This is a genomic window from Burkholderia sp. CCA53 (genome assembly GCF_001685525.1).
Taxonomy (GTDB): Bacteria; Pseudomonadota; Gammaproteobacteria; order Burkholderiales; family Burkholderiaceae; genus Burkholderia; species Burkholderia multivorans.
Genome location: NZ_BDDJ01000001.1, coordinates 1,116,183 through 1,135,840 on the forward strand (window position 1 = coordinate 1,116,183; position 19,658 = coordinate 1,135,840).

Genomic DNA, 19,658 nt, shown 5'->3' on the forward strand with positions numbered 1-19,658 from the left:
CATCCTTGTTACCTTTCCTTTACCGCAACTTGAGGGTGGACAGACCGAACAGGCACAGCATCAACGTGATGATCCAGAAACGCACCACCACCTGCGTTTCCTTCCAGCCGGACAATTCGAAATGGTGATGCAGCGGCGCCATCTTGAAGATGCGCCGCCCTTCGCCGTAACGCTTCTTCGTGTACTTGAACCACGTGACCTGCAGCATCACCGACAGCGTTTCAGCGACGAAGATGCCGCCCATGATGAACAGCACGATTTCCTGGCGAACGATCACCGCGACCGTGCCGAGCGCGCCGCCGAGCGCGAGTGCGCCGACGTCGCCCATGAACACCTGCGCGGGGTGCGTGTTGTACCAGAGGAACGCGAGCCCTGCCCCGCCCATCGCCGAGCAGAAGATCAGCAGTTCGCCCGCGCCCGGAATGTGCGGGAACAGCAGATACTTCGAATAGACGGCGCTGCCCATCACGTACGCGAACACGCCGAGCGACGCGCCGACCAGCACGACCGGCATGATCACGAGACCGTCGAGGCCGTCGGTGAGGTTCACCGCGTTGCTCGCGCCGACGATCACGAAATAGGTCAGCGCGATGAAGCCCCACACGCCGAGCGGGTAGCTGATCGACTTCAGGAACGGCAGCATCAGGTCGGCCCGCGCCGGCAGCCCCATCGACAGCCCGCTGCGCACCCATGCCATGAACAGGTCGAACACGCGCACGTTGTTCGCCTCCGACACGCTGAACGCGAGATAGACGGCCGCGAACAGGCCGATCACCGACTGCCAGAAATACTTCTCGCGCGACGACATCCCGCGCGGATCCTTGTAGACGACCTTGCGGTAGTCGTCGACCCAGCCGATCACGCCGAAGCCGAACGTGACGAGCATCACGATCCAGATGAAACGGTTCGTCAGGTCGCCCCACAGCAGCGTCGCGACCGCGATGCCGATCAGGATCAGCACGCCGCCCATCGTCGGCGTGCCCGATTTGACGAGGTGAGTCTGCGGGCCGTCCTTGCGCACGGCCTGCCCGACCTTCATTTCCGTCAGCTTGCGGATCACCCACGGTCCGCACACGAGCCCGATGCCGAGCGCCGTGATGGTGGCCATCACGGCACGGAACGTCAGGTACGTGAACAAGCGCAAAAAGCTTGCGTCTCCTTGCAGCCATTGCGCCAGCGCCAGCAGCATGCTTCCTTCCTTCTACTCAGTGGGCGGCGGGCGTCGTGCCCGCCGCGGGTTGGTTCGTCAGCGCGTCGACCACGCGCTCCATCTTCATGTACCGCGAGCCCTTCACGAGCACCGACGCCTCGGCACCGTAGCCCGCCGCGAGCAGCGCGTCGACGAGCGTGCCCACTTCGTCGAAATGGCGCGCCGCTTCGCCGTACGCCGCGCAGGCGTCGCGCGATGCGTCGCCGAGCGCGAACAGCGCGTCGATGCCGCGCTCGCGCGCGTATGCGCCTACCTCACGGTGAAACGCCGGCCCTTCGTCGCCGACCTCGCCCATGTCGCCGATCACCAGCACCCGCGGCGCCGGTTGCGCAGCGAGCACGTCGATCGCCGCGCGCATCGAGTCGGGGTTCGCGTTGTAGGTATCGTCGACGACCGTCGCGCCGGCGAGGCTGCCCGCGCTCGCGCGACGCACCTGCAGCCGGCCCTTCACCGGTTCGAACGATTCGAGGCCCTGCTTGATCGCCGACAGCGCGACGCCCGCGGCCAGCGCGGCTGCCGTCGCGGCCAGCGCATTGCGTGCGTTGTGCTCGCCGAGCGCGCGCAGCCGCACGGTCAGCGTGCCCGACGGCGTATCGATCGCGAGCTCGCCGCCGTGCAGCCGGCCGGCGACTTGCGCCGCCGTCTGCCGTTCGTCGTCGTGCAGCGCGAAATCGAGAATCCGGTTGCCGGTCGCCGCGACGCGCCAGATGCTCGCGTACGCATCGTCGGCCGGAAACACCGCGACGCCGTCGGGCGGCAGCGCATGGATCACGGCCGCATGTTCGAGCGCGACGGCTTCGACCGTCGCCATGAACTCCTGGTGTTCGCGCTGCGCGTTGTTCACGAGCGCGACCGTCGGTGCCGTCAGGCGAGCGAGGATCTCCGTTTCGCCGGGATGATTCATCCCGAGCTCGATCACCGCGAGGCGGTGCGCGGCCGTCAGACGCAGCAGCGTCAGCGGCAGGCCGACGTCGTTGTTGAGATTGCCGGCCGTCGCGAGCCGGGCGTCCGCGCCGACCGCCGCGGCAAAGATCGACGCGATCATTTCCTTCACGGTCGTCTTGCCGTTGCTACCCGTCACCGCGACGACCGGCAGCGCGAATCGTTTGCGCCAGCCGTGCGCGAGCGCGCCGAGCGCCGCGCGCGTTTCGCCGCCGACGATCATCGGCAGCGCGACGCCCGCCGGCGCCTGCGCGACCAAGGCGGCCGCGGCACCGCGCGCGGCGACGTCCGCGAGAAAGTCGTGCGCGTCGAAGCGCTCGCCTTTCAGCGCGACGAACAGATCGCCCGCGCCAACGGTGCGGCTGTCGGTCGACACGCGCTCGAACGTCACGTGCGCATCGCCATGTACCGTCGCGCCGGGAATCAGGCGTGCGGCTTCGTCGAGACTCAGCATCGTCATTCGCCGCCTCCCTTGCCGTGCGTCGCACGCGCGGCGAGCGCGAGCCGCGCGTGGTCCTGGTCGGAGAATGCGCGCTTCTTGCCCATGATTTCCTGCGTTGCCTCGTGTCCCTTGCCGGCGAGCACGACGACGTCCTCGCGCGCGGCGCCGCGCACGGCCTGCAGGATCGCGCTCGCGCGATCCTCGATGCGGCGCGCGCGATCGGGCGCCGTCATGCCGGCGACGATCTGGTCGATGATCGCTTGCGGATCCTCGCTGCGCGGGTTGTCGCTCGTGACGACGACGTCGTCGGCGAGCCGCTCGGCGATCGCGCCCATCAGGGGCCGCTTGGTCGCATCGCGATCGCCGCCGCAGCCGAACATGCAGACGAGCCGCCCGCCGCGCGCGACGGCGATCGGGCGCAGCGTGTCGAGCGTCTTCTCGAGCGCATCGGGCGTATGTGCGTAATCGATCACGACGAGCGGCTCGTCGTTCTGCAGCCGTCCGCCGAGACGCTGCATCCGGCCGTTGACGGGCTCGAGCCGCGCGATCTCGGCAAGCGCCGCGTCGAACGGCACGTCGGCCGCGAGCAGCGCGCCGAGCACGGCGAGCAGGTTGCTGACATTGAACGTGCCGAGCGTGCCGACCTCGACGTCCGCGTCGCCCCACGACGAACGCAGACGGAATGCCGTGCCCGTCGCGGTCGCCCGCACGTCGAGCGCGACCAGTTCGCGATCGGCGTCGAGCGCCTGCTGCGTATCGCCGATCCCGTACGCGATCGTGCGCACGCGGCCCGCGAGTTTTTCGAGCAGGCGGCGGCCGGCCGCGTCGTCGCGGTTCACGACCGCCGCGCGCAGCCCGCGCCAGGCGAACAGCTTCGCCTTCGCCGCTTCGTACGCTTCGAATGTGCGGTGATAGTCGAGGTGATCCTGCGTCAGATTCGTGAAGACGGCGATGTCGAACGCCGTGCCGTTCACGCGCCCCTGATGCAGCGCGTGCGACGACACTTCCATCGCGACCGCCTGCGCGCCGCCATCGCGCAGCTGCGCGAGGCTGCGCTGCAGCTGCGGCGCATCGGGCGTCGTGAAGCCGGTCGGCACGAGATGGCCCGGCATTCCGCTGCCCAGCGTGCCGATGATGGCGCACGGCTGGTGCAGCGCCGTCAGCGCGGCGGCGATCCACTGCGTGCAGGTGGTCTTGCCGTTCGTGCCCGTCACGCCGATCGCGAGCAGGCCGTCGCTCGGATCGCCGTACCAGCCGCTCGCGATCTCGCCGGCGAGCTGGTCGAGCGCCGGCACCGCGAGCGCGACGGGCGCGTTCGGCGTGGCGGCGAGTCCCTCCGGCTGGTACAGCACGGCGGCCGCGCCGCGCGCGAGCGCGTCGGCAATGAATGCGCGATTGTCTGCCCCGTCGACCGCATAGGCGACGAACACGTCGCCGGCCCGAAGGCTGCGCGTGTCCGCATGCAATTGCGCGGCGGGGGCTACATGCTGACGCAGCCACGCAAGCGCGGCTGCGATTTGCTGATGCGCCGGATGGGAACTGCGAGCGGCGCTCATCGAACGACTCCTGGTGAATTGCGTGTGGTGCTGGATACGATCATATGCTTCGCCTTGCCGCCCGCGGCCAGCTTTTGCGCACCGGTCGAAGGCGCGGCGGCCGGCGAATCGTCCGACACGACGAGCTGCTTGATCGGCATGTTCGGCGGCACGTTCAGCGCGCGCAGCGTATCGCCCGCGATCGCCGAGAAGACGGGGCCGGACACCTGTCCGCCGAAGTGGCTGCCGGCCGTCGGCTCGTCGACCGACACCGCGACGACGATCCGCGGATTCGGCATCGGCGCCATCCCGACGAACGACGCGCGGTACTTGCGCGTATAGCCGTGGCCCTCATGCTTGTACGCGGTACCGCTCTTGCCGCCGACGCGATAGCCGGGCACCGCCGCATCGGGCGACGTGCCGCCCGGCGCGACCACGGTCTCGAGCATCGCCCGCACTTCGCGCGCGGTGGTCGGTGTAAACACCTGCGTACCGGCGATCGGCTGCTTGGGGTCGGTCTTGAAAATGGTCACGGGCATCAGTTCGCCGTCGTGCGCGATCGCCGTGTAGGCGCGCGCGAGCTGGAACAGCGAGGCGGACAGCCCGTAGCCGTACGACATCGTCGCCTGCTCGATGCGGCGCCAGCTCTTCCACGGACGCAGCCGGCCCGCGGCCGCGCCCGGGAAGCCGACCTTCGGCGCCTGGCCGAGGCCGATGCTCGTATACATGTTCCACATTTCCTCGGGCCGCATCGTCATCGCGATCTTCGTCGCGCCGATGTTGCTCGACTTCTGGATCACGCCGCCGACCGTCAGCGTGCCGAAACCGGCATCGTCGGTGATCGGCGCCCCGTCGAGCACGAAATGCCCGTTGCCCGTTTCGACGAGCGTATTCGGCGTCACGCGGTGCAGGTCGAGCGCGAGCGACACCGTAAAGGGCTTCATGATCGAGCCCGGCTCGAACACGTCGGTCAGGATCCGGTTGCGCAGCTGCTCGCCGGTCAGCCGCGAGCGGTCGTTCGGGTTGTACGTCGGATAGTTGACGAGCGCGAGCACTTCGCCGGTACGCACGTCGACGACCATCGCCGCGCCGGCCTTCGCCTTGAACTTCTCGACGGCGGCTTTCAGGTTCGCATACGCGATGTACTGGATCTTGCTGTCGATCGACAGATCGACGTCCGCGCCGTTGTGCGGCGGAATCTGCTCGGCGACGTCCTCGACGATGTGGCCGAGGCGGTCCTTGATCACGCGGCGCATGCCGGACGTGCCCGACAGCAGCTTCTGGTCGCCGAGCTCGACGCCCTCCTGTCCTTCGTCCTCGACGTTCGTGAAGCCGATCAGGTGCGCGGTGATCTCGCCTTCCGGATAGAAGCGCTTGTATTCGTTGCGCTGATAGATGCCGGGAATGTCGAGCGCGGCGACCTTGTCCGCGATGTCGATCGGCACCTGGCGCTTCACGTAGACGAAGCCTTTGTCTTCCGACAGCTTGACGCGCAGCTCCTTCGGCGTCATGCCGAGCAGCTTGCCGAGCTGGTTGATCTTGTCGGCGCCGAGATCGTCGGGCACCGCGTCCGGAATCGCCCAGATCGCGCGCACGGGCAGGCTCGTCGCGAGCACGAGCCCGTTGCGGTCGAGGATCTTGCCGCGCGTGGCCGGCAGTTCGATCGTGCGCTGATACCGGCTTTCGCCCTGCTTCTGATAGAACGCGTTGCCCGGCCCCTGGATCCAGAAGGCGCGGGCCGCGAGCGCGACGAACGCCATGAACAGCATGAACACGACGAGCTTCGAGCGCCACATCGGCAGATGCACGGACAGCACGGGGCTCGACGAGAACTTCACGTCGTGGCGCTTCTGCGGAGGCTTCTTCATCGCGCGCCTCCCTTGCCCTTGCCGGCCGAGTCGGCCGATGCGGGGATCGGCGCGTCGACGGCCTTCGCGGCGCCCGGCGGCAGCGTCAGGTACTGCGTGCGGCCGGTCGTGATCGGCTGCATCTTCAGCGAGTCGTTCGCGAGCTGCTCGATGCGCGACGTTTTCGACAGCGCGCTCTGCTGATATTGAAGCTGCGCGTAATCCTGCTGGAGCTGACGCTCCTGCGATTGCGCGCGCTGCAACTGGATGAAGATCTGCCGCTGCTGGTTCGTCGAGTTGACGACGGACAGCGCACAGCCCATCACGATGATCAACAGGAAGATGTTGAAGCGGCTCATGGCGTGACGCGCTCCGCAATGCGCATCACGGCCGAACGGGCTCGCGGGTTGGCGACCACTTCCGCTTCACTCGGAAACTGGCGGCCGATGATCTTGAGCGGCGGGCTCGGGAGGTCGACGGCACGGATCGGCAGGCGACGATCGACCGCAGGCGCACTGGCGTGCGCCTGCATGAATCGCTTGACGATCCGGTCCTCGAGTGAATGAAAGCTGATGACCACCAGCCGCCCCCCTTGCTCCAGCAACGACAATGCCGCGTCTAGTACGACTTGCAGGTCCGCAAGCTCTTGATTGACGTGAATCCGTATAGCCTGAAAGGTGCGGGTTGCCGGATCCTTGCCCTTCTCACGGGTTTTGACGACGTGACCCACGATTTGGGCAAGCTCGCCCGTGCTGTCGAGAGGCCCGAGACGGTCGGACTCTGCCCGGCGAGCAACAAGCGCCTTTGCAATCTGAAAAGCAAACCGTTCTTCCCCATAATCTCGTATCACCTCCGTCAGTTCCTGCAGCGAAGCCCGCGCGAGCCATTCCGCCGCCGATTCGCCGCGCGTCGGATCCATACGCATGTCCAGCGGACCATCGGCGCGGAAGCTGAAGCCGCGCGCCGGATCGTCCACCTGCGGCGAGGACACGCCCAGGTCCAGCAATACACCCGACACCTTCTCGATGCCGCGCGCCGCAAGCGCGCCGCGCATCGAGGCAAAGCTGTCATGCACGATCGAGAAGCGCGCATCGGCCATCGCCTGCGCCGTCTCGATCGCTCTCGGATCCTTGTCGAACGCGATCAGCCGCCCGGCCGGCCCGAGCCGCGCGAGCACCGCGCGGCTGTGACCGCCGCGCCCGAACGTGCCGTCGACGTAGATGCCGTCCGGACGCGTCACGAGCGATTCGACCGCTTCGTCCAACAGCACCGTCCGATGCTGCAATTCGTTTCCCATCGCGGGCGTCTCCGTCACCGCAATCAGAACGTGAAGTTCTTCAGCGCGTCGGGCATGCCCTGCGCCATCGCTGCCTGCTCCTTCGCGATGTAGGTCTGCGAATCCCACAGCTCGAAGTGACTACCCATTCCCAACAACATGACTTCCTTTTCCAGCCCCGCTGCCATGCGCAGCTCGGGCGATACGAGAATCCGGCCCGCGCTGTCGAGATCGACATCCATCGCATTGCCGAGAAAAATCCGCCGCCACCAGTGCGCGTCCATCGGCAGCGCGGCGATCTTGGCGCGGAACACCTCCCATTCAGGGCGCGGAAACAGCAACAGGCAGCCGTCCGGGTGCTTGGTCACAGTCACCCGTCCTTCTGCCTGTCCTTGCAGCGCTTCGCGATAGCGAGCCGGCACCGACATCCGCCCTTTCGCATCGAGCGTCAGCGCCGACGCCCCTTGGAACACGTTCCGCTCTCCCGTTCAGGGCACCGAAGCACCCGCTCTCAAGGCTGAGAATTTAGCCGGATTAGCCCGCCAAATCACACAAAAATACACTTTCTCACACTGTCTCCCACTTTAGAGGAAGGGTGTGGCACGGTCAAGGGAGCGGCCCGCTTTTTTGACGAATTTTGTTAGTTAGAACAAGGACTTACGCGCACATGCTCATGCAGCCCCTTATCCAAAAACCGTTATAAATGAATGAGCTAGTGCAACTTGTGAAGGTGATACGTGAGAAGGGCCGGGCAGACGGGGACGGGGACAGGACTTTCGGGGACGGGAAAACGCGGACGAAACGGGCGGGTTCGACGGGGTGGCCGGCGCGGCACGTCGTCCGCCGCCGGCGCGCATCTTACAGGTAGTACGCCGTGCGCGTCATGATTTTCGACGCGGCGCGCATCAGCATTCGCGCAGGCAGCGGCAACTCGATGCCGCCGGCATCCGTGGCCGCCTTGCCGTGCTTCGCTTCGTCGACGCGCATTTGCTCGACGATCGCGCGCGACGCCGTATCGCCGGCCGGCAGGTCCGACAGGTGGCCGTCGAGATGACTCTCGACCTGGCGCTCCGTCTCGGCCATGAAGCCGAGGCTGACCTTGTCGCCGAGCGTGCCGGCCGCGACGCCGATCGCGAGTGCGCCCGCGTACCACAGCGGATTCAGCACGCTGGGACGCGAATCGAGCTCCTTGAGGCGATGGGCCGTCCACGCGAGGTGATCTTCCTCCTCGCGCGCGGCGTCCTCGAACATCGCCTTGGCGGACGGCGAACGTGCCGTGAGCTTCTGCGCCTGATAGAGCGCCTGCGCGCAGACTTCGCCGACGTGATTCACGCGCATCAGCCCGGCCGCGTGCGTGCGCTCGGCCGGTGTGAGCTCGGCGGCCGGCGCCTCGGCCGGCGCGGGCACCGGGCGGCTCATCCGGCTGATACCCGTAAGCGACCGCAGCCCGCGGTCGAATTCGCTGATCAGTTCATCCAACACCATCCTGTTCTCCTGGCTGCATGTGCCGCCGCCGCGAATGGCGAAGGCACGCGTCCCGCTGCGTAAACGACTTGATTCTTCAGCGGAAATTGCGGTTAACCCGTGATTTTAACCATTGTTGCATAAAGGAAACATGCCGAGGTTGCGGTACGGCATTTCGCTTTGTGGCAAAAATCCGTTTTGCTACATTACGAGCGACTTCTTGCGAAGTTGACGGGGGCAGCCGGCAAAACATAACTACCCGCCCCGACAGAAAAATTCAGTGATTCTTGGAGATCCGTTAATGAAAAAGTCGCTTCTCGCGCTCGTCGCGCTGGGCGCGTTCGCTGGCGCTGCCCATGCGCAAAGCAGCGTGACGCTTTACGGCATCATCGATGAAGGTTTCATCTTCAACAACAACGCGAAGGGCCAGCACCTGTACGGTCTGAGCAGCGGCGTCATGCAGGGTAGCCGTTTCGGCCTGCGCGGCACCGAAGACCTCGGCGGCGGCCTGAAGGCGATCTTCACCCTCGAAAACGGCTTCGACGTGAACTCGGGCAGGCTCGGCCAGGGCGGCCTGATGTTCGGTCGTCAGGCCTATGTGGGCCTGTCGAGCCAGTACGGCACGGTCACGCTGGGCCGCCAGTACGACTCCGTCGTCGACTTCGTCGGCCCGCTCGAGGCAGGCGACCAGTGGGGCGGCTACATCGCCGCTCACCCGGGCGACCTCGACAACTTCAACAACGCGTACCGCGTGAACAACGCGGTGAAGTACACGAGCCCGACCTACGGCGGTTTCTCGTTCGGCGGCCTGTATAGCTTCGGCGGCCAAGCGGGCCAGTTCTCGAAGAATCAGGTCTGGTCGCTCGGCGCCGGCTACAACAACGGCCCGCTCGTCCTCGGCGTCGGTTACTTGAACGCGCGCACGCCGGCGAACTTCGGCGGCATGTTCAACAACGGCTCGACGGCCGCGACGACGGCCGTGTCGTCGCCGGTCTATGGCGCCTATGCGAACACCGCGAACACGTACCAGGTCATCGGCGCGGGCGGCGCATACACGTTCGGCGCAGCGACGATCGGCGCGACGTACTCGAACACGAAGTTCAAGGGCTTCTCGGTCGGGCCGTTCGTGAACCAGACCGCGACGTTCAACAATGGCGAAATCAACTTCAAGTATCAGCTGACCCCGGCGCTGATCCTCGGCGCAGCGTACGACTACACGCAAGGCAGCAAGATCAACGGCAGCTCCGCAGCCAAGTACCACCAAGGCTCGCTGGGCGTCGACTACTTCCTGTCGAAGCGCACGGACGTCTACGTGATCGGCGTGTATCAGCATGCATCGGGCAACACGCTCGACGCGAACGGCAATGTCGTTCAGGCACATGCCTCGATCAACGGTCTCGATCCGTCGGCGACGAGCAACCAGGTCGCAGCGCGCGTCGGCATCCGTCACAAGTTCTAATCAGCTTGTCTGACAAGCCGCAGCACATTGAAGGCGCCTTCGGGCGCCTTTTTCTTTTTCCGACGCGCGTACGCGCCTGCGGCCGCTTGAACTCGCCGCTCGACGATGCGTGATCCGCTCGCGGATCACCCCGCAACGGGTGACCGCAGCAGCGGCATTCGTCGGGCCGTGCCATGCGCGTCCTCGTCGCGCCACGCAGCGGGCGGCCTTGCAATTGCGACGACGCTTTTCGCGCAGGCAAACAAAAGGTTCATCGAGGATTACCGGGGAACGCGGCGCGAATCTTGAGGAAGAAGTATTCGTCGTCGCGGTACCCGTAAGCTCGACACTTGATGACCTTGATGGTGTTGTTGATGCCTTCAACGATGCTGGTATTGAGCGGATGGCGGCAGCGAGTCACGATGCCGTGCCAGTAGCCCTGCAGACGCTCGGCGAACTTTTGCAGGGCCGCGATCCCACTTTGCTGAGCCTGCTCGAACCATTGTTCCCAAGCCTTTTGCGCCCAGGCCGGCTTTCGGTAGAACCAGAGCCGCTTGAGCTCGTCACGTAACACGTAGACGCATAACAGCGCCTGATTGGCCGCCAGCAATTCCTTCAGGTGCACGGCCTGATCCGGCTTGAGGTTGTGGCGGTTGCGCAGCAACAGCCAGCGGCTGGACTTCAGAACCTTGCGGGCTGGCTTGTCATGTCGGAGTTGATTGGCCTGATCGACCCGCACCCGATCGATCACTTCGCGGCCGTACTTGGCCACGACGTGGTACAGGTCGAAGACGATTTCCGCCTGCGGACACTGTTCCCTGATTTCGAGTTCATAGGCCGTGGTCATGTCGATCGCGACCGCTTCGATACGCTTGGCCGCGCCTTCGGGAAGCTGCTCGAAGAAGGCCCGGGCCGTCTCACGCGAGCGTCCCGGTCCGATCCAGAGTACTTGCCGGCTGATCGGGTCGACCACCACCGTGGCGTAGCGATGACCTTTATGCAGCGCGAACTCGTCCATCGCCAGATAGCGGATCGTTGACCAATCGGGCTCGCTCACGCGCGCCCGCAGGCGCATCTTGTCGATCGATTTGACCGTGTGCCAGCCCAGATCGTAGAAGGCCGCCACCGCCTACACGCTGGCCGCTTGCAGCAGTTTCTCGCAAGCCTTGGCGAAGCGCTCCGTCACTCTCTGGTAACGGCCCAGCCACGCCAGCTTCTCCAGTCGCGGGCCGCCGCAGCGTTCGCACCAGACCCGGCGACGAGGCACATGCAACACCACTCGGTATTCGAATAGCGGCAAGTCACGCACCCGACGAACCGTCGTCTCGTGGATCTGCTGGCAGCGTGCCCCACATTGCTCGCAGTACATGATCTTGCCGACCGGCTTTAAATACAGCGACAGCGTACGGCCCTCGCCTTCCGGCCATTCCACACGCTCCAGCCGGTAACCCGTCCAGCAGCCCAGTGCCTCAAGTGCTTTGCGATCGAGCAATTGCCTCTCCTGACGTCCTTAAAGTCAGGCGTCAGGTTACGCAATCGCTCTCAAACTCTCCACGGTTTCCTGCGATGAACCAAACAAAAAGCCCGGCATAGGCCGGGCTCGTCCTGCGGTCCGCTCGCTCGAGCGTTGCGCCGTTACGCGCGTCCGTCGCGCAGTTCTCGCCGCAGGATCTTGCCGACGTTCGTCTTCGGCAATTCCGTGCGGAATTCGACGAACTTCGGCCGCTTGTAGCCGGTCAGGCGCTCCTTGCAGTACGCAAGCAGATCCTTGTCGGTCAGCGCCGGATCCTTCTTCACGACGAAGAGCTTCACCGCTTCGCCCGAGTGCTCGTCCGGCACGCCGACCGCGGCCACTTCGAACACGCCCGGATGCGATGCGACGACGTCTTCGACTTCGTTCGGATACACGTTGAAGCCGGATACGAGAATCATGTCCTTCTTGCGATCGACGATCTTCACGTAACCGCGCGCATCCATCACGCCGACGTCGCCGGTCTTGAAGAATCCGTCCGGACACATGACCTTCGCGGTTTCCTCCGGGCGGTTCCAGTAACCGGCCATCACTTGCGGCCCGCGGATGCAGATCTCGCCCGGCTCGCCCAGCGGGACGTCGTTGCCGGCATCGTCGCGAATCGTGACTTCGGTCGAGGGCAGTGGCAGCCCGATCGTCCCGCTGTATTCGGTCGCCGTGACCGGATTGCAGGTCGCGACCGGCGACGTTTCGGACAGCCCGTAGCCTTCGACGATCGCCGTATGAGTCTTTTCATACCAGCGCTTCGCGACGCCTTCCTGGATCGCCATCCCGCCGCCGTTCGCAATCACGAGCTTCGAAAGATCCAGTTGGCCGAAGTCGGGATGATTCAGCAGCGCGTTGTACAGCGTGTTGACGGCCGGGATCGTCGATATCTGATAGCCCTTCAGCTCCTTGATCATTCCGCCGATGTCGCGCGGATTCGGAATCAGCACGCCCATGCCGCCGGTGCGCATCGTCAGAAAGCCGCAGACGGTCAGCGCAAACACGTGATAGAGCGGCAGCGCGACAACCGTCACGAACTGTTTCACGTCGGGATACTTGTCGTGTGCAGGCTGATGCCACGCGCCGGCCTGCAGCACGTTCGACACGATGTTCCGGTGCAGCAGCGTCGCGCCCTTTGCGACGCCGGTCGTGCCGCCCGTGTATTGCAGGAATGCGACGTCGTCGGGGCCGAGCTTCGGCGGCTTGAACGTTTGCCGCGCTCCTTCGGCGAGCGCCGCATTGAAGCGCGTAAAGGACGGCAACTGCCAGGCCGGCACCATCTTCTTCACGTTGCGCACGACGTAGTTGACGATCCAGCCCTTGATGCCGAGCAGATCGCCCATCGACGCGACGACGACGTGCTTGATCGCCGTATTCGCAATCACCGCCTGCAGCGTCGACGCGAAATTCTCGAGAATGACGATCGCTTCGGCACCACTGTCCTTCAGCTGATGCTCGAGCTCACGCGGCGTGTAGAGCGGGTTCACGTTGACGACCGTATAGCCGGCACGCAGCACGGCCGCAATCGTGACCGGGTACTGGAGCACGTTCGGCATCATGATCGCGACGCGCGCGCCGCGGGCGAGGCCGCGCGACTGCAGCCACGCGCCGAAGCGGCGCGACAGCGCATCGAGTTCGCCGTACGTAATCGCCTTGCCCATGCAGACGAATGCCGTACGGTCGCGATATTGCGTGAAGCTCTCGTCGAGGAGGTCGGGAACGGATGGATACGGAGACGCGTCGATTTCGGCTGGAACGCCGGGCGGGTACGATTTCAGCCAAATTTTTTCCATACTGCGCGTCTCCTCACGGATTTTCGAATGGTCGTGCTAAAACGCATCGTAGCGGGTCGCCCGTCGCGAGACAACAGGGTTAGACGTCCCCTTCGAACGGGGGACGATGCTCGCCCGACGCGCGTGCGTCCGTTCGCTCAGGCGGGTTCGACTTCGACCAGACAGTCGTAGAACGTCGCCGAATTGCCGAGATCGGTCAGCGCCTGGCTCGTGACCTCGTTCGCGTTGCGGCCGTCGGGCGACAGCTTCTTCCACCAGATCGACAAGCCGACGACGAGCCCCGCACGCGCGCGGTCCGTCACTCTCGCGACGGCCTGCATCGATCCGCGGTCGTTGAAGATGCGCACGAGATCGCCGTCCGCAATGCCGCGCGATGCGGCGTCCGCCGGGTGCATGTCGAGGTGCGGCTGCCCTTCCGTGCTGCGCAGGCTCTCGACGTTGACGAACGTGCTGTTCAGGAAGTGGCGCGCCGGCGGCGAAATCATCGCGAGCGGGTAACGGGCCGCGAGCTCCGGCGCCGCTTCGGCCGACTCGAAAGGCGGCAGATAGTCGGGCACCGGATCCAGACCCATTTGCTCGAGCCGCGCGCTGTAGAACTCGCACTTGCCGGACGGCGTGCGGAACCCGCCGTTTGCAAACGGCGCATCGGGCAATTTCAGCTTCAGCCAACCTTCGCGCTTCAGCGTGTCCCAATCGCTGTCGAGCGAAGGGTCGTCCCATCGAAGCGCCGCGCGCGCGACTTCCTCGTCGGAGTGATAGAGCGCCGGCTCGTCGAGCCCCATGCTGCGCGCGATGCCGCGGAAGATTTCCGTGTTCGGCCGTGCCTCGCCCACGGGCGGAATGGCCGGCAGGTTCGCCATCACGTAGATGTGCCCGTACGATTTGTGAACGTCCAGGTGCTCGAGCTGCGTCGTCGCCGGCAGCACAATATCGGCGAAATCGACGGTATCCGTTTTGAAATGCTCGAGAACGACGGTGAATAGGTCTTCGCGTGCGAACCCGGCCGCGACCTTCGACGAGTCGGGTGCGACGGCAACGGGATTCGAGTTGTAGACGATCACCGCCTCGATTTTCGGACCGAACGCCGCATCGCCCGGGTGCAGCAGCGCATCGCCGATCGCATTCATGTTGATGATGCGCGGCAGCTTGTGCGGCCAGCCGGGGATCAGATCCGGGCGCAACAACGCGGGCTGATTGATTGGCGCGAATTCCGACGACGACAGCAGCAGGCCGCCCGCGCGGTCGCGCCAGGCACCGGTCAGCGCGGGCAGGCTGGCGATCGCGCGCACCGCGTTACCGCCGCCGCGCACGCGCTGCATGCCGTAATTGAGGCGGATCGCTGCCTTGCGCGTCGCGCCGTACCGGCGCGCGAGATCGATCAGTTCCGACGCATCGATACCGCAGATCTGCGCGACGCGCTCCGGCGGATACGACAGCGCGCGCGCCTTGAGCGCGTCGAATCCGAGCGTATGGTCGGCGATGTAATCGTGATCGAGCAGATTCTCGGTGATCAGCACGTACATCATGCCGAGCGCGAATGACCCGTCGGTGCCGGGCTTCAGTGCGATGTGCTGGTGGCACTTTTCGGCGGTCAGCGACCGATACGGATCGATCGCGACGAGCCGCGCGCCACGCCGCTTGGCTTCCTGCGCGCGGGTCCAGAAATGCAGGCTCGATGCGATCGGATTGGCGCCCCAGATCAGGATCAGTTCGCTTTCCTCGAAATGCTCGAGATGCATCCCGACGCTGGCGCCATAAGTGAAGCGCAGGCCGGCGGCGCCGGCCGCCGCGCAGATCGTCCGCTCGAGGCGGGACGCGCCGATCTTGTGGAAGAAGCGCTGTGCGATGCCTTCGCCCTGCACGAGACCCATCGTTCCCGCATAGCTGTACGGCACGATCGCTTCGGGCGCGCGCGTCGCAATGTCCCCCAAACGGCGACCAATTTCGTCGAACGCCTCGTCCCAACTGATCGGCGCGAAGCGCCCTTCGCCTTTCGCGCCGATGCGCTTCAGCGGCACGGTAAGACGGTCCGGATGATGAACACGCTCCGCATATCGGCTGACCTTCGTGCAGAGGACGCCTTGCGTCGGCGGATGGTCGGGGTCGCCTGCGACTTTGATCGCCCTTCCGTTCTCGACAGTCACGCGCATGGCGCACGTATCCGGACAATCATGCGGGCAGACGGCCCGAGCAACGTGGGTGGCGGCGTTCATTGTTGTGGGTGCGAAGATGGGGATTCGCAAATTTTACGTGGACCTGCCGGATAAAGCGCTCATTCCGTACAGGTCGCGGGCTTTATTTGAAGATGGGGCTAGGCGGGCCGGTCGGAGGAGAAGAATCGGAGATCGCAGCGGCGCATTTGGCCGGCGCTCGGGCCGACAGCGCATTTCCGGCGCCACAAATGCAAAAACCCCCGCCTGTTCGGGCGGGGGTTTCTGGCTTAGGGAGCCTGACGATTACCTACTTTCACACGGGAATCCGCACTATCATCGGCGTAGAGTCGTTTCACGGTCCTGTTCGGGATGGGAAGGGGTGGGACCGACTCGCTATGGTCATCAGGCAAAGAGGGTTGTTGCGCCGCTTCGCAGCGCAACCAATCGGGAAGAAGCAGTAATTTTGGGTTGTGTGTATCGCACACGAGAATCCAACGTGTCGCTTTGGATCGCAGCCGGTGCTGTCGCACGGCGCCGATCTACAAGGCAGACTTGTTATAGGATCAAGCCTTACGGGCAATTAGTATCGGTTAGCTGAACGCATTACTGCGCTTACACACCCGACCTATCAACGTCCTGGTCTCGAACGACCCTTCAAGGAGGTCAAGCCTCCAGGGATATCTCATCTTAAGGCGAGTTTCCCGCTTAGATGCTTTCAGCGGTTATCTCTTCCGAACATAGCTACCCGGCGATGCGACTGGCGTCACAACCGGTACACCAGAGGTTCGTCCACTCCGGTCCTCTCGTACTAGGAGCAGCCCCCTTCAAATATCCAACGCCCACGGCAGATAGGGACCAAACTGTCTCACGACGTTTTAAACCCAGCTCACGTACCTCTTTAAATGGCGAACAGCCATACCCTTGGGACCGGCTACAGCCCCAGGATGAGATGAGCCGACATCGAGGTGCCAAACACCGCCGTCGATATGAACTCTTGGGCGGTATCAGCCTGTTATCCCCAGAGTACCTTTTATCCGTTGAGCGATGGCCCTTCCATACAGAACCACCGGATCACTATGACCTGCTTTCGCACCTGCTCGACTTGTCGGTCTCGCAGTTAAGCACGCTTATGCCATTGCACTATCAGCACGATTTCCGACCGTACCTAGCGTACCTTCGTACTCCTCCGTTACCCTTTGGGAGGAGACCGCCCCAGTCAAACTGCCTACCATGCACTGTCCCCGATCCGGATCACGGACCAAGGTTAGAACCTCAAACAAACCAGGGTGGTATTTCAAGGACGGCTCCACCGAAACTAGCGTTCCGGTTTCATAGCCTCCCACCTATCCTACACAGATCGGTTCAAAGTCCAATGCAAAGCTACAGTAAAGGTTCATGGGGTCTTTCCGTCTAGCCGCGGGTAGATTGCATCATCACAAACACTTCAACTTCGCTGAGTCTCGGGAGGAGACAGTGTGGCCATCGTTACGCCATTCGTGCAGGTCGGAACTTACCCGACAAGGAATTTCGCTACCTTAGGACCGTTATAGTTACGGCCGCCGTTTACCGGGACTTCAATCAAGAGCTTGCACCCCATCATTTAATCTTCCGGCACCGGGCAGGCGTCACACCCTATACGTCCACTTTCGTGTTTGCAGAGTGCTGTGTTTTTATTAAACAGTCGCAGCCACCAGTTTATTGCAACCCCTTCACCCTTCCAGCGCAGGCTGGTCAAGCTACAAGGGCGTACCTTATCCCGAAGTTACGGTACCAATTTGCCGAGTTCCTTCTCCCGAGTTCTCTCAAGCGCCTTAGAATACTCATCTCGCCCACCTGTGTCGGTTTGCGGTACGGTCATCGTTAGACTGAAGCTTAGAGGCTTTTCTTGGAACCACTTCCAATTGCTTCGCGACCGAAGTCGCTCGCGCCACACCCTTGAATCCTGCGCCCGGATTTGCCTAAGCGCCTTCTCCAATGCAGCGACCGGGACGTCCAACACCCGGACAACCTTCCGCGATCCGTCCCCCCATCGCATCTAACGACGGTGCAGGAATATTGACCTGCTTCCCATCAGCTACGCATTTCTGCCTCGCCTTAGGGGCCGACTCACCCTACGCCGATGAACGTTGCGTAGGAAACCTTGGGCTTACGGCGAGGGGGCCTTTCACCCCCTTTATCGCTACTCATGTCAGCATTCGCACTTCCGATACCTCCAGCACCCTTTACAAGGCACCTTCGCAGGCTTACGGAACGCTCTCCTACCATGCGTGCAAGCACGCATCCGCAGCTTCGGTATATGGCTTAGCCCCGTTACATCTTCCGCGCAGGACGACTCGATCAGTGAGCTATTACGCTTTCTTTAAAGGGTGGCTGCTTCTAAGCCAACCTCCTGACTGTTTTAGCCTTCCCACTTCGTTTCCCACTTAGCCATATTTGGGGACCTTAGCTGGCGGTCTGGGTTGTTTCCCTCTTGACACCGGACGTTAGCACCCGATGTCTGTCTCCCGTGATTGCACTCTTCGGTATTCGGAGTTTGCTATGGCGGGGTAATCTGCAATAGACCCCCCAACCATGACAGTGCTCTACCCCCGAAGGTGAGACACGAGGCACTACCTAAATAGTTTTCGGAGAGAACCAGCTATTTCCAGGTTTGTTTAGCCTTTCACCCCTATCCACAGCTCATCCCCTAACTTTTCAACGTTAGTGGGTTCGGACCTCCAGTACGTGTTACCGCACCTTCATCCTGGCCATGGATAGATCACCTGGTTTCGGGTCTACGCCCAGCAACTGAACGCCCTATTCGGACTCGCTTTCGCTACGCCTGCCCTATACGGTTAAGCTTGCTACTGAACGTAAGTCGCTGACCCATTATACAAAAGGTACGCCGTCACCCCTTACGAGGCTCCGACTGTTTGTATGCATGCGGTTTCAGGATCTATTTCACTCCCCTCCCGGGGTTCTTTTCGCCTTTCCCTCACGGTACTGGTTCACTATCGGTCGATCACGAGTATTTAGCCTTGGAGGATGGTCCCCCCATCTTCAGACAGGATTTCACGTGTCCCGCCCTACTTGTCGTACACCTAGTTCTTTCATACTGCTTTCGCCTACAGGGCTATCACCTGCTATGGCCGCACTTTCCAGAGCGTTCGGCTAACAATACAAATAAAGAGTACAAGGCTCATCCCATTTCGCTCGCCACTACTTTGGGAATCTCGGTTGATTTCTTTTCCTGCGGTTACTTAGATGTTTCAGTTCACCGCGTTCGCTTCGCATGGCCTATGTATTCAGCCATGGATACTCCATAAGGAGTGGGTTTCCCCATTCGGACATCCCCGGATCAAAGCTTGTTTGCCAGCTCCCCGGGGCTTTTCGCAGGCTACCGCGTCCTTCATCGCCTGTGATCGCCAAGGCATCCACCACATGCACTTGTTCGCTTGACCCTATAACGAGTCTGTCTCGTCGACAGTCGTTACAGGTTGAGTTCTCGCGTGTCGCTCAGCGTTAGTGCTTTAGCACTTACGCGGAGCCCACACTACGTGTGTGCCGTATTCCAATTAGAGCCGAACATGAAGTTCGAATCATCTTGAGATACATCGATACAATCACAACCCGGATAGTTTCCACGTCCATCTCATAAGACGCTTCCGCTATCCAAATTACTTACTTCTTCCTGATTGTTAAAGAACGACAGCCGATACAGTTTCCTGCATCACTCTGACTGGCTCAATCGCCAATGGCAAATGCTCGTCTCACATGTCACTTTCGTGTGAGTCAAACGCTTCCCATTGAAGATTGGTGGAGGCAGACGGGATCGAACCGACGACCCCCTGCTTGCAAAGCAGGTGCTCTCCCAGCTGAGCTATGCCCCCATACAGAGACTACCCAGGTTTCTTCTCGCCAGACAACTTGGTGGGTCTGGTTGGATTCGAACCAACGACCCCCGCCTTATCAAGACGGTGCTCTAACCGACTGAGCTACAGACCCCTGAGTCTGTCTTGATTACAGCCGATAAGCGTGAGCGCTCAACTTCGCGAGATAGCTC

The 19,658-nt window shown here is 62.9% G+C and carries 11 protein-coding genes, 2 tRNA genes, 2 rRNA genes and 1 pseudogene; 1 reads left to right on the forward strand and 15 read right to left on the reverse strand.

Going from position 1 to position 19,658, the window contains the following annotated elements:
- Positions 1–19: 19 nt before the first annotated feature.
- The 8 genes from mraY to coq7 form a co-directional block, all read right to left on the reverse strand.
- Positions 20–1,189 carry a phospho-N-acetylmuramoyl-pentapeptide-transferase gene (gene mraY / locus BCR55_RS05160; protein WP_006400444.1) on the reverse strand — a complete coding sequence of 390 codons (1,170 nt, stop codon included), beginning with the start codon at positions 1,187–1,189 and terminating at the stop codon, positions 20–22.
- 16 nt (positions 1,190–1,205) lie between these two features.
- The gene (murF, locus tag BCR55_RS05165) at positions 1,206–2,612 is read right to left on the reverse strand and encodes a UDP-N-acetylmuramoyl-tripeptide--D-alanyl-D-alanine ligase (protein ID WP_065494270.1); all 1,407 of its coding nucleotides are present in this window, start codon (positions 2,610–2,612) and stop codon (positions 1,206–1,208) included.
- The gene (locus BCR55_RS05170; RefSeq protein ID WP_065494271.1) at positions 2,609–4,150 is read right to left on the reverse strand and encodes a UDP-N-acetylmuramoyl-L-alanyl-D-glutamate--2,6-diaminopimelate ligase; all 1,542 of its coding nucleotides are present in this window, start codon (positions 4,148–4,150) and stop codon (positions 2,609–2,611) included. Before BCR55_RS05170 ends, murF begins: the two co-directional genes overlap by 4 nt.
- Positions 4,147–5,997, reverse strand: coding sequence for a penicillin-binding protein 2 (locus BCR55_RS05175; RefSeq protein ID WP_065494272.1), 1,851 nt, complete (start codon positions 5,995–5,997; stop codon positions 4,147–4,149). The genes BCR55_RS05170 and BCR55_RS05175 overlap by 4 nt, the downstream gene beginning before the upstream one ends.
- Positions 5,994–6,335 (reverse strand): cell division protein FtsL, encoded by a 342-nt coding sequence (gene ftsL / locus BCR55_RS05180; RefSeq protein WP_006407645.1) that lies wholly within the window; start codon positions 6,333–6,335, stop codon positions 5,994–5,996. The genes BCR55_RS05175 and ftsL overlap by 4 nt, the downstream gene beginning before the upstream one ends.
- A complete protein-coding gene (gene rsmH / locus BCR55_RS05185) occupies positions 6,332–7,273 on the reverse strand; it encodes a 16S rRNA (cytosine(1402)-N(4))-methyltransferase RsmH (RefSeq protein WP_006407646.1) in 942 nt (313 codons plus the stop codon). The genes ftsL and rsmH overlap by 4 nt, the downstream gene beginning before the upstream one ends.
- A gap of 23 nt (positions 7,274–7,296) precedes the next feature.
- The gene (mraZ, locus tag BCR55_RS05190) at positions 7,297–7,725 is read right to left on the reverse strand and encodes a division/cell wall cluster transcriptional repressor MraZ (protein WP_006400450.1); all 429 of its coding nucleotides are present in this window, start codon (positions 7,723–7,725) and stop codon (positions 7,297–7,299) included.
- Between the two features lie 385 nt (positions 7,726–8,110).
- The gene (gene coq7 / locus BCR55_RS05195; protein ID WP_006407647.1) at positions 8,111–8,737 is read right to left on the reverse strand and encodes a 2-polyprenyl-3-methyl-6-methoxy-1,4-benzoquinone monooxygenase; all 627 of its coding nucleotides are present in this window, start codon (positions 8,735–8,737) and stop codon (positions 8,111–8,113) included.
- A 280-nt stretch (positions 8,738–9,017) separates the two neighbouring features.
- Here coq7 and BCR55_RS05200 point away from each other — a divergent pair, with 280 nt between their 5' ends.
- Complete coding sequence (locus BCR55_RS05200) at positions 9,018–10,175, forward strand: porin (RefSeq protein WP_059940565.1); 1,158 nt, start codon at positions 9,018–9,020, stop codon at positions 10,173–10,175.
- Between the two features lie 250 nt (positions 10,176–10,425).
- On the opposite strand, the pseudogene BCR55_RS05205 reads toward BCR55_RS05200, so the two are convergent.
- The 7 genes and pseudogenes from BCR55_RS05205 to BCR55_RS05235 all read right to left on the reverse strand — a co-directional run bounded on the left by BCR55_RS05205 (position 10,426) and on the right by BCR55_RS05235 (position 19,600).
- Positions 10,426–11,646, reverse strand: a pseudogene (locus tag BCR55_RS05205) (ISL3 family transposase).
- 143 nt (positions 11,647–11,789) lie between these two features.
- On the reverse strand, positions 11,790–13,463 hold the full coding sequence (locus BCR55_RS05210) for a long-chain fatty acid--CoA ligase (RefSeq protein WP_053297669.1): 1,674 nt from the start codon (positions 13,461–13,463) through the stop codon (positions 11,790–11,792).
- A 137-nt stretch (positions 13,464–13,600) separates the two neighbouring features.
- Positions 13,601–15,676: a molybdopterin-dependent oxidoreductase gene (locus BCR55_RS05215; protein WP_065494273.1), complete on the reverse strand. Its 2,076-nt coding sequence runs from the start codon at positions 15,674–15,676 to the stop codon at positions 13,601–13,603.
- 234 nt (positions 15,677–15,910) lie between these two features.
- Positions 15,911–16,023 (reverse strand): 5S ribosomal RNA (gene rrf / locus BCR55_RS05220).
- 152 nt (positions 16,024–16,175) lie between these two features.
- A 23S ribosomal RNA gene (locus tag BCR55_RS05225) occupies positions 16,176–19,056 on the reverse strand.
- Positions 19,057–19,409: 353 nt separating this feature from the next.
- A tRNA-Ala gene (locus tag BCR55_RS05230) sits at positions 19,410–19,485 on the reverse strand.
- A gap of 38 nt (positions 19,486–19,523) precedes the next feature.
- Positions 19,524–19,600 (reverse strand) — tRNA-Ile (locus tag BCR55_RS05235).
- Positions 19,601–19,658: the final 58 nt, after the last annotated feature.